This is a genomic window from uncultured Fluviicola sp. (genome assembly GCF_902168135.1).
GTDB lineage: Bacteria > Bacteroidota > Bacteroidia > Flavobacteriales_D > Crocinitomicaceae > Fluviicola.
Genome location: NZ_CABHOL010000015.1, coordinates 187,992 through 202,277 on the forward strand (window position 1 = coordinate 187,992; position 14,286 = coordinate 202,277).

At 42.9% G+C, this 14,286-nt stretch carries 14 protein-coding genes; 5 read left to right on the forward strand and 9 right to left on the reverse strand.

What is annotated here, in order from left to right; genetic code table 11:
- Window positions 1-22: 22 nt before the first annotated feature.
- The 3 genes from QZT69_RS03895 to QZT69_RS03905 all read right to left on the reverse strand — a co-directional run bounded on the left by QZT69_RS03895 (window position 23) and on the right by QZT69_RS03905 (window position 1,719).
- Window positions 23-748: a hypothetical protein gene (locus QZT69_RS03895; RefSeq protein WP_294670693.1), complete on the reverse strand. Its 726-nt coding sequence runs from the start codon at window positions 746-748 to the stop codon at window positions 23-25.
- Between the two features lie 112 nt (window positions 749-860).
- Window positions 861-1,217: a VOC family protein gene (locus QZT69_RS03900; RefSeq protein ID WP_294670694.1), complete on the reverse strand. Its 357-nt coding sequence runs from the start codon at window positions 1,215-1,217 to the stop codon at window positions 861-863.
- A 130-nt stretch (window positions 1,218-1,347) separates the two neighbouring features.
- A complete protein-coding gene (locus QZT69_RS03905; protein ID WP_294670695.1) occupies window positions 1,348-1,719 on the reverse strand; it encodes a hypothetical protein in 372 nt (123 codons plus the stop codon).
- Window positions 1,720-1,915: 196 nt separating this feature from the next.
- On the opposite strand from QZT69_RS03905, the gene metG reads away from it, so the two are divergent.
- The 5 genes from metG to QZT69_RS03930 all read left to right on the forward strand — a co-directional run bounded on the left by metG (window position 1,916) and on the right by QZT69_RS03930 (window position 6,341).
- The gene (gene metG / locus QZT69_RS03910; RefSeq protein ID WP_294670697.1) at window positions 1,916-3,973 is read left to right on the forward strand and encodes a methionine--tRNA ligase; all 2,058 of its coding nucleotides are present in this window, start codon (window positions 1,916-1,918) and stop codon (window positions 3,971-3,973) included.
- Window positions 3,974-4,123: 150 nt separating this feature from the next.
- A complete protein-coding gene (locus QZT69_RS03915; protein ID WP_294670698.1) occupies window positions 4,124-4,507 on the forward strand; it encodes a GxxExxY protein in 384 nt (127 codons plus the stop codon).
- Between the two features lie 95 nt (window positions 4,508-4,602).
- Window positions 4,603-5,886, forward strand: coding sequence for a chloride channel protein (locus tag QZT69_RS03920; protein ID WP_294670700.1), 1,284 nt, complete (start codon window positions 4,603-4,605; stop codon window positions 5,884-5,886).
- Window positions 5,887-5,926: 40 nt separating this feature from the next.
- A complete protein-coding gene (locus tag QZT69_RS03925) occupies window positions 5,927-6,058 on the forward strand; it encodes a hypothetical protein (RefSeq protein WP_294670701.1) in 132 nt (43 codons plus the stop codon).
- On the forward strand, window positions 6,048-6,341 hold the full coding sequence (locus QZT69_RS03930; protein ID WP_294670703.1) for a hypothetical protein: 294 nt from the start codon (window positions 6,048-6,050) through the stop codon (window positions 6,339-6,341). The genes QZT69_RS03925 and QZT69_RS03930 overlap by 11 nt, the downstream gene beginning before the upstream one ends.
- Window positions 6,342-6,350: 9 nt before the next feature.
- Here the strand turns inward: QZT69_RS03930 and QZT69_RS03935 are convergent, their stop codons facing one another.
- The 6 genes from QZT69_RS03935 to QZT69_RS03960 all read right to left on the reverse strand — a co-directional run bounded on the left by QZT69_RS03935 (window position 6,351) and on the right by QZT69_RS03960 (window position 14,229).
- Complete coding sequence (locus QZT69_RS03935; RefSeq protein ID WP_294670705.1) at window positions 6,351-6,572, reverse strand: hypothetical protein; 222 nt, start codon at window positions 6,570-6,572, stop codon at window positions 6,351-6,353.
- A gap of 127 nt (window positions 6,573-6,699) precedes the next feature.
- Window positions 6,700-7,899 (reverse strand): oxygenase MpaB family protein, encoded by a 1,200-nt coding sequence (locus tag QZT69_RS03940; protein ID WP_294670707.1) that lies wholly within the window; start codon window positions 7,897-7,899, stop codon window positions 6,700-6,702.
- The gene (locus QZT69_RS03945; protein ID WP_294670708.1) at window positions 7,896-8,597 is read right to left on the reverse strand and encodes a DUF1003 domain-containing protein; all 702 of its coding nucleotides are present in this window, start codon (window positions 8,595-8,597) and stop codon (window positions 7,896-7,898) included. The genes QZT69_RS03940 and QZT69_RS03945 overlap by 4 nt, the downstream gene beginning before the upstream one ends.
- 104 nt (window positions 8,598-8,701) lie before the next feature.
- The gene (locus tag QZT69_RS03950) at window positions 8,702-9,307 is read right to left on the reverse strand and encodes a hypothetical protein (RefSeq protein ID WP_294670710.1); all 606 of its coding nucleotides are present in this window, start codon (window positions 9,305-9,307) and stop codon (window positions 8,702-8,704) included.
- Between the two features lie 97 nt (window positions 9,308-9,404).
- A complete protein-coding gene (locus QZT69_RS03955; protein ID WP_294670712.1) occupies window positions 9,405-10,730 on the reverse strand; it encodes a PhoH family protein in 1,326 nt (441 codons plus the stop codon).
- A gap of 121 nt (window positions 10,731-10,851) precedes the next feature.
- The gene (locus tag QZT69_RS03960; protein WP_294670714.1) at window positions 10,852-14,229 is read right to left on the reverse strand and encodes a T9SS type A sorting domain-containing protein; all 3,378 of its coding nucleotides are present in this window, start codon (window positions 14,227-14,229) and stop codon (window positions 10,852-10,854) included.
- Between the last annotated feature and the right edge of the window lie 57 nt (window positions 14,230-14,286).

Below are 14,286 nucleotides of genomic sequence, written 5' to 3' on the forward strand. Positions count from 1 at the left end.
TTATCTTATGAGGAGCTTATTTTTATTTTCTTCCTGCATAAATACTTGCGGCCAATTCTTCTGCTTCTTTCACGGTGAAGTTTCCGCTGATCTCCGTTTCTCCTCCGGTTATGGCACCATTAACTACCGGACAGGTAAGAACATGATCGTCTATCACAATAGCAATCGCTTTTCCGACATTGTCTGTCGTCATTGTTTTCCATGCGTGGCTTCCCTGCTGGTTCATCGCAATGCGTATTACAGGCTGGCCGGTATAGGATTTTGCGGCATTGGCACTCATGATATGTCTTCCGTCGATTTTAGCTTCGTTTCCGGATGGCATTTTGATGGCGTATAGCGCATACATCTTGTGTCCGTTCTCTTCTTCTTCTACTCCGTAAGACCAACGAAACTGAAGATTAGCCGGAAAAGCCTTTTTAACTTCCGGATTCGCAAGCATTTCAGCAACCTGATGCATGTTTTCCTCATAAACGTATCCCACCATGAAGTTGCCATTCAGACGCACAAGTGCATTTAAACCTCTTGGGTTTTCGGTCAGACCCAGGTTTTGCTCAGTAGCTAAACTGTCGTGTTCATGAACCCACTTGCAGGCATTTTCCCAGGAAGGAAATATTTCTGAAAAAGAGTAAGTTTCAAAGAATTGCAGGTTTACAGGTTTGACGTTCTTCAGGTAAGGCGGTTTTTGTGGTTCATTTCCGTTTCCACAGGAAAAAAGAGCCAATAACATCAGGATGGGGAAAATTTTCATAACGGTGATTTTTTGCTAAAATACAAAGGATTTGATTTGGATTACCTTTGCTTCATCAATACTTGACTTGAAACAGGAACATATTCGCGCATGCTTCACCGGAATGAGTTGCCTAAAGTGGTTCTCCAAAGGTCAGCAGGTTGTTATCCGGATCGAGAATGGAAAACTCGCGCTGTCTCCAGGGTTTGTCTTCCAAATGCCCATTTGGATGAATAGCCGTACCGCGATCCAGGAAATCCCTGTAAACCGCATCAATGTCGTTCGTACGAATGTAGACCTGGCCGTAATTCTCTTTCGGATCAAGTTCCCTGAATAGGAAAAAATGAATTTGAATGCCTTCTTTTTCAACCATCAGGTAATCCGGAAAATCTGCGCTTCCAAAAACGTGAAAGCCCAAATGATTGACGTAAAAATCTTTCGTTAGCTGTTTGTCCCGCATGGGGAGCTTGGGATGGATGGATGTGAGCATTTTGTTTAATTACGAATTCCTGATTACGAGTTACGAGTTGTTTTTGGAACTCGCTGGAATGATGATTAAAGCTAAGATAAGAAATTGTTGTTCAGTAATCCGTGCAATCTGCGATAGAAAACCTATTTAATCACTTTTTTTCTTTTTCTTTCGACTTGGCTGCCTGGTCTTTAGCTTCATCATCTCCGGAAAAATAATCAATCACGTTATTCGCTTTTTCCTTCGTGTAATCATAACCTTCAGATACTTTTTCCCTGGTGTAATTATAACCGTCAGCAACCTTCTCGGTGGTGTAATCTACTTTTTCTTTGATTACCGGCGCTGCGTTTTTGATCGATTTTATATCTTCTTTGAGTTCGTGGTAACTTGGAATACTGCTTGTTATTGCTGTTATCTGGTAAAATGCGTACACGGAAAATCCGATCGATAAAATAAATGCTATGGTTAAGCCCCTTACGGCATTTTCCAGTCTTTTGATGCGTTTTTCTTGATTTTCAACCATGGTTATTGTTTTTTAGTAAACCCAAAATATCGAAATTATCGACTCACAACGGTTCATTATAATTTCTTCACATTTGATGTGCAGGAATTTCTGCGTAATCCATGCAATCTGAGGGAGAAAAGAAAAATCTTTGTTTTCCTCCCCCTTTATCCCCCTCCAAAGGGGGAGACGGTTATATTTTTCCTAATTTTACACCATGAACAAATCGAAATTTACTGTAACAGCTGCGCTCCCATATGCGAACGGACCCCTTCATTTAGGACACGTTGCCGGTGTTTACCTGCCTGCTGATATTTTTGTGCGTTTTCTGCGCTCCAACGGACATGATGTGGCTTTCATCTGCGGCTCGGATGAGCACGGTGCTGCCATTACTTTGCGGGCCAAAAAGGAGGGAATTACTCCCCGGGAAATCGTGGACAAGTACAATAAAATAATCGGTGATTCATTCAAACAGTTCAACATCTCTTTCGATATTTTCCACCGTACCTCCGAGCAGATCCATATCGAAACGGCTCAGGATTTCTTCAGGGTTTTGGAGAAGAACGGAAAATTCATCGAAGAAACGACCGAACAATATTACGACGAGGAATACCAGCAGTTTTTAGCTGACAGATACATCACGGGTGAGTGCCCGAATTGTGGGAACCCAAATGCGTACGGAGATCAGTGCGAGAAATGCGGCTCGGATCTAAGTCCGACGGATTTGAAAAACCCGATCTCTACGTTGAGTGGGAAATCACCGGTTTTACGTACTACATCACACTGGTTCCTGCCGATGGACAAGCACGAAGAATGGCTGCGTCCATGGATCAAAGAAGGAATGCTGGATGGTAAGAAACAACACGATCCGAAAACGTGGAGAAACCAGGTAATTGGTCAGTGTATGTCATGGATCGACGGTGGTTTGCATCCGCGCGCTATGACCCGCGATTTGGATTGGGGAGTTCCCGTTCCGCTTCCTGGTGCTGATGGGAAAGTGTTGTACGTTTGGCTGGATGCACCGATCGGGTACATTTCGGCTACCAAGCAATGGGCTTTGGACAACGGAAAAGACTGGAAAGACTACTGGTGCAACGAAGACCGCAAACTGGTACATTTCATCGGGAAAGACAACATTGTATTCCACGCAATCATTTTCCCGATTTTGTTGAAGGACCACGGAGGCTTCATTTTACCGGACAACGTACCGGCTTACGAGTTCCTCAACCTGGAAGGAGATAAATTCTCCACTTCCCGCAACTGGGCGGTTTGGCTTCATGAATATTTGGAAAGATATCCGGAGAAAATCGATGAATTGAAATACACCCTTACTTGTATCGCTCCTGAAACAAAAGATGCTGAGTTTACCTGGAAAGAATACCAGGCACGTGTCAATAACGAACTGGCGGATATCCTGGGGAATTTCATCAATCGTGCATTGGTGCTTACTCAAAAATATTACGAAGGAAAAGTTCCCGTTTGTGGTGAATTAACGGCTGAAGACCAACAGGTATTGGCAGAAATGAAGGCAATTCCACAGCGTATTGCAGAACTGGTTTACCAATACAAACTGCGTGATGCGCAAGCGGAAGCAATGATGCTGGCTCGTATCGGGAATAAATACCTGGCGGATAACGAACCGTGGAAATTGGTAAAAACCGATCCGAAGCGCGTGGAAACGATTATGAATATTGCTTTGCAAATCACGGCGAACTTAGGTTTGGTGCTTGATCCGTTCTTGCCGGAGACTGCTGCCAGGATCCGTGGTTTTGTAGGTACGCAACCGCAGGTCTGGGACAAGGCAGGAAGTATTTTGCTGAATGACGGAGATCAAACAAACCCCCCAACAATCCTGTTCCAGAAAATCGATGACGAATTTGTAGCGAAAGAGGTAGAATACCTGCATGCTTCACAACCGGTTGCAGCAACGAATTTCCCTCCTCAAAAAGAAGAAACTTCTTTTGACGATTTCACAAAGATGGATATTCGTTTGGGAACGATCACAGAGGCGATCCGCGTCCCGAAGGCAGATAAATTACTGCAGCTGACTGTGAATACGGGAATTGATACCCGTACGATTGTTTCCGGTATAGCAGAACATTATACACCGGAAGAGGTGGTTGGAAAAACAGTAGCTGTTTTGATGAACCTGGCTCCGAGAAAAATCCGTGGAGTAGAATCCCAGGGAATGATCCTGATGGCAGAGAACGAAGAAGGAAAACTGAGCTTCATGATCCCCGAAAAGGGATTCGATGCGGGCGGAGAAATCCGATAGATACAAATTATTTCCCGCAGAGGGACGGAGAAGAGCGCAGAGTATTTCTGCGCTTTTTGTGTATGTTTATAGTATAAAATAATCATAATTATATTAATAATCAATAGGTTAACAGGTTGTGTTTTTGGAAAATTCATTCTAGTTTCGAGTATGAGTGAAAATGAAATTAGTTTTAAAATCCGCAAAGCGATTTACGAGGTTTATGAAGAATTAGGCCCGGGTTTGTTAGAGTCATCTTATGAATTTGCTTTGAAACATGAACTTGAAAGTGAAGGACTTCAAGTGAAATCACAAATTGCACTTCCTTTGAAGTACAAGGGTTTGACAATTGAAAACGCTTACAAACTTGATCTGTTAGTTGAAGACAAGGTAATAATAGAGCTAAAATCAGTAGAGACTATTAGCAGAGTTCATCACAAACAGTTAATTACTTATCTCAAACTTTCGGACTTAAGATTGGGAATACTTGTAAATTTCAATGCTGATTACCTAAAGGATAACATCTTTCGTAAGGTGAATGGGTTACAAAGTTAATCTGCGAACCTCTGCGCTCCTCAGCGGGAAACTAGCTTCTGAAAATAACAAGTTTTTCACTTATTGCTCGTTAGTATATCCGTATTTTTGCGGACATGACGGGAAGGAATAAAGTAATTCTGTACAATGACCTAAAATTAATGGTTGTCTCCATGTTGACGGCTTTGATCTGCTGCGTATGTGCCTTCGCGTTGAAGTGGATGACCGAGCATTTTCAGCATGAATTATACTCCTTTGCGGTGAAGAATAACGGGATTTGGTTGATCATTTTTCCTACATGCGGAATCACCACCATTTACTTCCTGCGCAAATACCTTTTCCGGAACCGGAAGAACAAGGGAATTACCGAAATCTATAAAACATTGGATCAGCGCAAGGACCATCTGGCTTTGTTTAAACTGCCGTCGCACTTGCTGAACGGATTTTTCACGGTTGTTTTCGGTGGTTCTACGGGGATAGAAGTATCCACGGTGGTTGCAACAGCTACTGTTGGAAATGAGGCTTATAAACGTGATTTTTCGGCGAAGATGTATAAGCGGGAATTGGTAAGCGCCGGAGTTGTAGCAGGAGTGGGGGTTTTATTTGGAAGTCCGTTGGTAGGTTTGTTTTTTGCCCTCGAAGTTATTGCGCGAAAAGTTAACAGATCACTTTTGATTGCCTGTCTTTCAGCTGGATTGGCAGCATGGATCTTTATCCTGGCAGAAGATAGTAAGCCTTTACTACCTTTTGAAGTTCAGGATTGGGCGTGGAAAGCATTGCCGTTTTTTGTGTTATTGAGTTTATTCGGTGCTTTGCTTTCTGTCTACTTCACCATTTTGGTGATTCGTATAAAGGACTTTTTTGGCCGGATTCCCAGTAATTTCCTGAGGGTGAACCTCGGTGCATTATTAGTGGGCCTCGCGATTTTATGCCTGCCTTTTCTTTATGGCGACAGCTATCATGGGCTGATAGAATTGATCAAACAAGTCTTGTCTAAAGAACCGGTCTCTCTGTTGATAATGGCTCTATTAATCTTCATTAAACCATTGGTTGCGGCATTAACCCTGGGTGCCGGCGGGGATGGCGGAGTGTTTGCTCCGAGCATTGTTGTGGGTGCTGTACTGGGTTTGTTCTTTGCCCTGACCTGCAATCGGCTTTTCAATACAGAATTAATCCCGCTTAATTTTGCATTGGCAGGGGTCGCGGCAACATTATCATCTGCTATTTCAGCTCCGTTTACTGCGTTGATCCTGGTTTGTAATTTGGTCCCGAACGGTTATGTGCTGTTCCTTCCTCTTTTGATAAGCAGTTTCCTGGCACAGCGCATTGCGAAATTTATCCTTCCGTATAATGTTTACACGTATGGAGGATTGGAGAATCCTTCGTCGAAAGAAATATAGCGACTAGGAATCGTGTGGTATTTTTTCATAAATTTCCGCTATGAAAAGTCAATCTGCCATCTGCCTAATCTCAGGTCTTGTGACCTTTCTGTTCTTGTCTGCCTGCGATCCGGGAGTTCATCACAAGAAAATTATTGAGAACCATTCTGATTATGATGTGAGTGATTATTGATAAAAATTCTGTTGGCTTCGGCTATGAAACCGATTCTTTCCTGGTTGGCAGACATTCCTATATAGATTTTTTTGAAGTCAGTCATTTGGGAGGAAATAAGAAATACTCCGATTGTTCCACATTTACCGATTCTATCCGCACACACGTTATTGGAAACGACAGCCTGCATGTGACGCTTGATCTGAATAATCGATCAAACTGGACTTTCTATTCTTTGAAGGAAGGCATTAGCGGCAATAGATGCGAATGCCGGATCCGCATCAGGAATGAGGATATTCAATAGTGAGTTTTCCTAGTTGGCAAATACCGGACTGCAGGTGCGTTCTGTGTTAGAGAATATCTCACAGGTTTCTTCTGCTTTTGCTTTGGTGGCTTTCGGGAATGGCTGCCCGATCGGCTCTCCAAATCCGCTGCTTCCCGGAGGTTTGCAGTAGCAAGTGTAGGAACTTCTTTTGCTGCAGGCTGCAGAAATAATGAATACTAATCCTGTCAGGACGAAGAGTACTATTTTCATGGTGTGTTTATAGAGTAAGACAAAAAAAGGAAAATTATTCATTTAACCGGATGAGACATCAGATAATTCTGTTATTCCATATTACGATGAGGCTAATTGTAACCGTTTTAATCGTCCGGTGACCTGATTACTTATCCTCAACTTTTTTCCTTCCATGACTTTCAAGGTAGGCATTGACTACTTTCGTTTGTGCTCTGCGGTTTCGTAGTATCGATCGCTGGTAACTCTTTTCGGAGCTGAAAACGAATGCCTGTCCAAGGTTCACAAAGAAGCTTTGAAAAGGAGGGAAGATACGCCAGGCCGTTTGTGGCAGCTGCATCGTTTCACAGGAACTCTTTCCCAGGAAAAACCAATTGTATCCCAAATGCGTTTTGTAAACAAGGTTCTTTTGCCAATTCTTATCCGGAAAAGGTCCGTCAAGTGGCTCGAGTGTCAATGCTTTGGCAAGTGCTAGTGTGTCTTCGTCTGCCGGGGCCTGCGTGATTGTCCAGGCATAAATAGCACGAATGGCATCCGATTCGGTCTCCGGGAAGTAGGATTCCGGTGTTCCGAGCAGGTACCCGACATATTTCCAAAAATGGAACAAACCCTGAATCTCGGCTTCAGTTGGTTTCATGCCTAACTTCCGGAGGCCGTCCAAAAAAATGATGGAGAATCCCAGGTTTGTTGCAAGCATGTCCCATTGGTTCAACGGTGCTCCCCAATTTTCTTCCTGCCATTTTCCCTCCTCAAGAATACTCACTCGTGCATATGCATGCATCAGACGGATCTTCAAACATTCTTTTAAGCCAATTTGAGGCATTGTAATGGCATTTTCTCCTACGATGCGAACCCAGAACTCGGTTGTTTCTGTTAAACGCTTAGCGGCCCCTTTTTTCAGTGCTCCGGTAAAAACGAGTGGTTTGTTGATGGCTGAGGATTCATATCCCCCCATCAGGCAATAATTGCGAAGTACCATTAGTCCCAGTGAACCGGATCTTCTGCAGAGAGAGGCGCCTTGTTCCAACAGGCTTTCGTTCAACCAATCCGGTCTATATGTAATCTGTTCGATGATTTGCAGCAGTGAATCCGGAACATGCGCTGGTTTTTCACCATCAAGTAATTGATTAATCCACTGATCGGCTTGTTTGAATCCATGTACCTGGTAAACTTCCCGGATAACTCGGTCTGCAAGTTTGTCGGTTTCAAAAAGCCGTGGAACCAATTGTTCGATTTCTTTTTTTTCCGGAAATGTACCGGTCATTTTTTCGGCCAGTTTTTTACCGTTTCCATTTTTCCAGTAAATAGAAAACCCGGGAGAAGGATAATAAAAGCGGGTTGGGATCATTGCTTTCCTTCTTTGTGCTTCAAGAGCAAGTCTTTCATGGTATCGAGCTGGATTTTCTGCATTTCGAGCAGTTCCTGCTGCTGGTGAATAATCAGGTGATCAATTTTATCGTGGAGCAGTCGAATCTCTACTTCCGATTTCAGGTTGATCATGTAATCTTTTTTAGCCCGTTCACGGTCTTTTTCTTCCTGCCTGTTCTGACTCATCATGATAACGGGTGCCTGCATTGCTGCCAGACAAGATAGAATGAGGTTCAAAAGGATGAAAGGGTAAGGGTCAAATCCTTTATTAAGCAGAATAAAAACGTTGAGTGCAATCCAAAGCAGTAAGAAAGTCATAAAGGAAATGATGAACGTCCAGCTTCCGCCGAATGTTGCCACTTTATCTGCTACCCGCTGGCCCAAAGTATCGCGTTCCGCCTGATCTTCCAATTGATCCGAAAGCAGCTTTTTTTCGTTGAGGGAATTCAGTACGGTTTGGTCCAGGTCAGATAATTCACCCAATTGGTCCTGCATCATATCGGAAAGGTACTTTTCCCGGTAATCGTTCAGTTCACCGATGGATAAATGACAATTTTCATTGAAATCGGGGTTTTCTTTTTGAATGAATTCCAGGATCGAACCACGGATGGTTCTGGCAGAAATGCGTTCGGAAAGCGGAAACGCTGTTTTGGATAAATCGCTGCGAAAAGTGCCCATAATTGAATTGCATGAAATTGTCTTGTGAATTTACGCAGAAGAAATGGTATAAACGAAAAATGCCCCGGCTTTTAGAACCGTGGGCATTGAATCGTAATATAAAATTATTTCATGTTTTTGAGCATGTGTGCCGCAAGCATTTTGGCTCCTTTTGCGTAAGATTCGGAAATACGCGTTCCGGTGTCGAAATCATACCCGCCGAATTGAGAACCGGGAACATTCGGCTGCTTTAGTTTTGCCATGACTTTTGAATCATCACCGGATTCTACGAAAATGTACTCGAAAGCAACGGCTGCATTTCTGCGTACCACACCCACATTGAAACCAGGTTCTATAAAAGTTGTTTTAACGATCAATGTGTAGGTTGCCTTCTCATTGTTTTGAGCAGCGTGGATTTTCCCAGCCAATCCCTTGTCGAACAATTCTTCGAATTTATTTGGGAAACGCTCTTTTTTATCTCGTTCCCAGGATTTTTCCCAGGTATCTCCTCTTCCGGCTTCTTTTTCGTTGTATTCTTTGATTTTCTTGTTTTTATAATCCTCTTCGCTTGCAAATCCTCCAACCTGGAAGTCAGAAAAATCATAGCGGATGTTTAACTCTGTTTGTCCTTTCAGGAAGGAAAGATCTCCTGATTCGGTACGGATTTTTTGCGCCATGGAAGTAAGACCTGCCCCGGCGATTAATAGCAGTGATAATGTGAGTTTTTTCATTTTTTTTTGAATTTTCCTAAATATAACTATTTCATTGATATTCAATAATCAAACTTACCAATAGCCTATTCTGAGTTTCTGTTTGACAGATTCCAAATTACAATAAATCATTTGCCAGGTTTGCCAGTTCGGAACGTTCTCCTTTTTCCAAACGAACGTGGGCAAACAGGTTTTGACCCTTCAACCGGTCGATGAGGTAAGCCAATCCGTTACTGTTCTCATCCAGGTAAGGCGTATCGATCTGGTGAACATCTCCGGTAAATACAATTTTGGTCCCTTCACCGGCGCGGGTAATGATCGTTTTTACCTCGTGCGGCGTCAGGTTTTGCGCTTCGTCGACAATGAACAGGATATTGGACAAACTTCTACCGCGGATAAAAGCAAGCGGAGTGATCAGGATTCGCCCGTTTTCTTCCATTTCAACAATGTGTTTGTGGCGTTTCTCATTCTCTCCGAATTGGGATTTGATAAACTTCAGGTTATCCCAAAGTGGTTCCATGTACGGGCCGATCTTGTCTTTGGCATCACCCGGAAGGAAACCGATCTCTTTGTTCGACAGCGGAACAAGCGGGCGGGCAAGAATAATCTGCTGGAATAATTTATGCTGTTCCAATGCCGCGGCCAGTGCAAGCAGGGTTTTTCCTGTTCCCGCAACGCCCTGCAGGGCAACCAGCTTGATATTGTTATTCATCAAAGCATTAATGGCGAAAGCCTGTTCTGCATTTTTGGGTTTGATCCCGGAAGTATATTCTTTCTCTACACGCTGAAGGGTATCTGTGTGCGGATCAAAGTATGCAAGTCCGGAACTTTTCCCGTTTTTCAGAATGTAGTACCCATTCGCCACTTTTTGATTTCCCAGGATACCGTCTTCATCGATTGTTCCTTTAAGAAAAAGCTGCTTGATTGTTTCGGATTCGATGCCTTCAATGGTAGAGCTGGAAGTCTGTTCCAGTTCGTGGGAATGAACCTTTCCGGTCTCATAATCCTCTGCGAGTATTCCAAGCGCTTTTGCTTTGATGCGCAGGTTGATGTCCTTGGTAACCAGGATCACTTCCTTCTTGGGTTCCTGTTCCTTAACGGCAAGTGTTGCATTGATGATCTTGTGATCATTCTTTCCAACGCCGTAAACAGTTTCTGCGTCCACTCCTTTCGGTTGAGAATCCAGCAGCACCTTGAATGAACCCAAGTTCGGTCCCAGGTTGATCCATTGTTGTAAACCTCCGTTTGCAGATATTTTATCTATGAAACGGATTACTTCACGGGCTGAGAAATTTTTAGTGTCATTTCCGATCTTGAATTTGTCCAATTCTTCCAAAACGGTAATTGGAATGGCGACATCATGTCTCTCAAAGTGCATGATCGCATCGTGGTCGTGTAATAGTACAGAAGTATCTAATACGAATAGTTTATTCTTTTTAGCCATGCTGAAGTATTTCTATTAAAGTACTTCTTTCCCAAATCTGTTACACAGTAAAAGAATCAAACTTATTGACAAAGATATGTGATTAAAAAAGGGAGCTTTTAACTCCCTTTTAATCTTCTCTTTATCTTTCTATCACAAAGCGTTTCAGTGTTTTAGCACCCTGTGAATGTAATTCGATGTTGTAAACCCCCATTGCGAGTTTTCCACAGTCAATTTTAGTTTGCCCCGGAACAAGCACTGTTGAAGAAATCATCCTTCCGGTTTGGTCAAGAATGCGTGCTTCGATAACCTGGCTGGAACTGTTATCAATAGTGATGAAGTTATTTGCCGGATTCGGGTAGATATTCACAACCTGGTTCAATAATTCCGAGATCGAAGTTGTTTGGCCTGTTGAAAGACGATTGTCGCGGTTGGAACGTGTTGTATTGAAATCCTGAGCCATTTTGGTACTTGAACAGGTGCTTGGAGCATCAACAGTGACTACATAGTATAAACCGTCTGTTGTTGTGGGTTGATCTGTGTAAGTAAATAAGTTATTGGGCATGGTTTGGATAGTTGTCCATCCCGCAGCATCCGTGTGTCTTTTCAGTACGAAGTTCGAATAGTTGAAACCTTCATAGCTGTCCCAGAAAAGGTTAATGTCACTTCCCAAACCGTGGCTTATTACCAAATGGATTGTTTTGTGGTTCGAACTTAATTCGGATTCGTTCCCGCAATCATCCACGGAGGAAATTTTATATCTCCATGAACGTACATTCGGTGATGCTACCAGGTCATTGTAAATGGATTCGTCCGCATAAGGAACAGAATCTACTAATTGGTATAAGCCAGCCTGTGATGTTTCACGGTAAATATTGAAATGATTAATACCTGTTGTAATCGGTTTTTCCCAAACTACCAGGTTGGTATTTGTTGTAGAGTCAACGGTTACCAAACAGATTTCGATCGGATCAGGTAAAGTAGACTCTACAGTTCCACCCAATACCGTAACACACCCGGAAGCTCCTGTTACTGAAACGGAATAGAATCCCGGGTCAAGGTTTGTAATATTTTGCGTGATTGCACCGTTTGTCCAAAGGTAATCTGTCGGATTCCCTGCAATAACGGTCAATTGGATTTGTCCGTCACCCGAACACGAGGATGGTATAATGGTGTCAATAGCAAGCACTGGTCCGAAATTATTGGAAACCATAGCTTCTGAACTAAATGAACAACCGTTTGCATCCGTTATCGTACAGGTATATGTTCCTGCACCTATGCCCGTAAGTGTTGCACTGTTCGTCCCGATGGTATTTCCCTGTGCATCCATCCAGGTATAGTTGAAAGGAGCTGTTCCGCCATTGAAGGATGCAACAACTTCTCCGTTTGATGAAGAACAAGCCGGTTGTGTAACCGTCATTTGGTTCAACATGATCTGCTGTGGTTCCTGTACCGTATAGGAAGCTGTGGAAATACATCCTAAAGCGTCTGTAATTGTTAATTCGTATGGTCCTCCCACCAATCCGGTAATATCTTCGGTTGCAGCGCCGTTTGACCAGGCATAAGTCAGTGGAGCTGTACCACCAGCAACAGTTACGTTAATCCCACCGTTATTGTTGCCGAAGCACGTTGCTCCTGTTGGAACTCCTGTTTGGGAAAGTCCGTTCGATCCAACCATTGACGTAGAGGTGGAAAGACATCCGTTTGCATCTGTTACAGAGACCAGGTATTGCCCCGGTGCCAAATCGGAAACATTGGAAACCGTGGCACCCGTACTCCAGTAAATTGAATATGGTGACAGGCCGTTTGTAATCGCTACCGAAGCCGTTCCGGTATTTTGGTTACAGTTCGATGTGGTTGTTGTAACATTCAAAGTCGGCGTTTGGTTAATAGTAAATGGCAAAGTAGCCGAGCTCGTACAACCGAATTGGTTTGTTTTGGAGTAACTCATCACAACTGATGAACCCGTAGGATAAGAAGGATAGAAAATGTTGTTTTGAATTCCTGTTCCCGACCAGGTTCCTCCGTTCGGTGTTACCCAGTTATTCAGATTTATCGGATTTGCATTCTGGCAAACCGCATTTACCGGGTTATTGAAGCTAATTACAGGTTTTGGGTTGACCAGCATTTGCAATAATGCTGTCTCTACAATGTTACCGTTTTCAAGAAGCGTAAATTCCAAATCTACAATAGTCGGGCTTGTTACATCGTTTGTGTTTGTTACAAACACAGAGTAAGCTAATCCTGATCCCGAAACGGAAACGGCCGAATTCGGAATAATTGCCACGTTTTGCGAAGTTACAGTCATTGAGATATTAGACTGGCTGAAGTTCGGATCCAATAAATAGATGCTGTTACTGGCACTATTGTTAAAAATTGTTCCCTCACACATTACAAAGTTATCCCAGTCTTCAATGTTGGCCGGCTGGTTGTATTCTTTTACATAACACTTTCCACTACTGATATAAGCAATTACGTGTACTCCGTATAGTGTTTCAGTGGATAAAGATGTGGCATTGCTTGGAGCCAGTGAAGTTCCGGAGGTAATGGTCGTTGGTGCGGAAGGAGACATATCCCCTGTAATTTGTTTGTAGTAACAGGTAGTTCCCTGGCGGTAAAAAACAAACGTGTTTGAATTTTGAGAAGCAAAATCAAAATCAGCAAGTGTCGTGGAGGATGCTACAGTCAATTGATTTCCGAAAGTTGCTCCATTGTATGCTTTGTAATAAAGCGTTCTTGATGAATACGAATCTGTTAAGTGCATCATCGAATAATTGGTGCTGTTTAAACCTTTCTCCAATACGATCTTTAATGCATCTGTTCCGTAATAGTAGTTTGAATTCGAGTAGGTTGCCGCACCAACCTGGCTGAGTGTGATCCCATAATCCATGTCCATATCTTCCTCGAAGGCAGTGATAACATTGTTTCCTGAAGTTGCAACAGCTGATACGGCACTCAAAACACCTTGATTGTCATCTACATTCGATCCGCCCAGCATGGTTGAGGTGCCTAGTTTAACCGTAATTAATCCTTCCGGATAGGTTTGGTATTCTCTGTTGTAGTAGGTTACGAAAAGGTCTTGCTGCAGATTGCAGCTTAAAGCAAAATCTTTTGAATGGTATGTCCAAAAATAGGTTCCTACTCCAAGTGAATTCCAGACAGTTCCGTTGAATGAATAAACCTCTATGAATTCATAGGTTGTAGAGGAAATAGTTGTTAAAACCTTTGCACCTACTACCGGGTTTTCTCCTCTCATGATCAAATCCAGGTCGAAAGCGTTCTGACTGGATATTCCGGCAGTTCCTACCAGGACCCAGGCTGTACCATTCCAGGTTTTTACGGTGATTTTATTAGAATTATCCGAGTCGATATAGGCCATAAACAGGTTTCCTCCTGCAGATATTTCGATGTCTACTTCTGTAGCGTTAGAAATTCCGGTAGAACTTCCTATGTAATTCCAACTCTGGGAGAAGGAGAAAGTTGAAGCGAAAACAACTAATAGGGTTAGCAGTTTTTTCATAAGTCCATTAATGTTAGCATTTCACAATTGGCAAAGGTAACTAAATATAGCCGTAAG

What these genes read in the sequence shown, in the direction of transcription:
- QZT69_RS03895 (WP_294670693.1), bottom strand. Translation starts at nt 748, where the DNA reads ATGAAAATTTTCCCCATCCTGATGTTATTGGCTCTTTTTTCCTGTGGA.
- QZT69_RS03900 (WP_294670694.1), bottom strand. Translation starts at nt 1,217, where the DNA reads ATGCTCACATCCATCCATCCCAAGCTCCCCATGCGGGACAAACAGCTA.
- QZT69_RS03905 (WP_294670695.1), bottom strand. Translation starts at nt 1,719, where the DNA reads ATGGTTGAAAATCAAGAAAAACGCATCAAAAGACTGGAAAATGCCGTA.
- metG (WP_294670697.1), top strand. Translation starts at nt 1,916, where the DNA reads ATGAACAAATCGAAATTTACTGTAACAGCTGCGCTCCCATATGCGAAC.
- QZT69_RS03915 (WP_294670698.1), top strand. Translation starts at nt 4,124, where the DNA reads ATGAGTGAAAATGAAATTAGTTTTAAAATCCGCAAAGCGATTTACGAG.
- QZT69_RS03920 (WP_294670700.1), top strand. Translation starts at nt 4,603, where the DNA reads ATGACGGGAAGGAATAAAGTAATTCTGTACAATGACCTAAAATTAATG.
- QZT69_RS03925 (WP_294670701.1), top strand. Translation starts at nt 5,927, where the DNA reads ATGAAAAGTCAATCTGCCATCTGCCTAATCTCAGGTCTTGTGACCTTT.
- QZT69_RS03935 (WP_294670705.1), bottom strand. Translation starts at nt 6,572, where the DNA reads ATGAAAATAGTACTCTTCGTCCTGACAGGATTAGTATTCATTATTTCT.
- QZT69_RS03940 (WP_294670707.1), bottom strand. Translation starts at nt 7,899, where the DNA reads ATGATCCCAACCCGCTTTTATTATCCTTCTCCCGGGTTTTCTATTTAC.
- QZT69_RS03945 (WP_294670708.1), bottom strand. Translation starts at nt 8,597, where the DNA reads ATGGGCACTTTTCGCAGCGATTTATCCAAAACAGCGTTTCCGCTTTCC.
- QZT69_RS03950 (WP_294670710.1), bottom strand. Translation starts at nt 9,307, where the DNA reads ATGAAAAAACTCACATTATCACTGCTATTAATCGCCGGGGCAGGTCTT.
- QZT69_RS03955 (WP_294670712.1), bottom strand. Translation starts at nt 10,730, where the DNA reads ATGGCTAAAAAGAATAAACTATTCGTATTAGATACTTCTGTACTATTA.
- QZT69_RS03960 (WP_294670714.1), bottom strand. Translation starts at nt 14,229, where the DNA reads ATGAAAAAACTGCTAACCCTATTAGTTGTTTTCGCTTCAACTTTCTCC.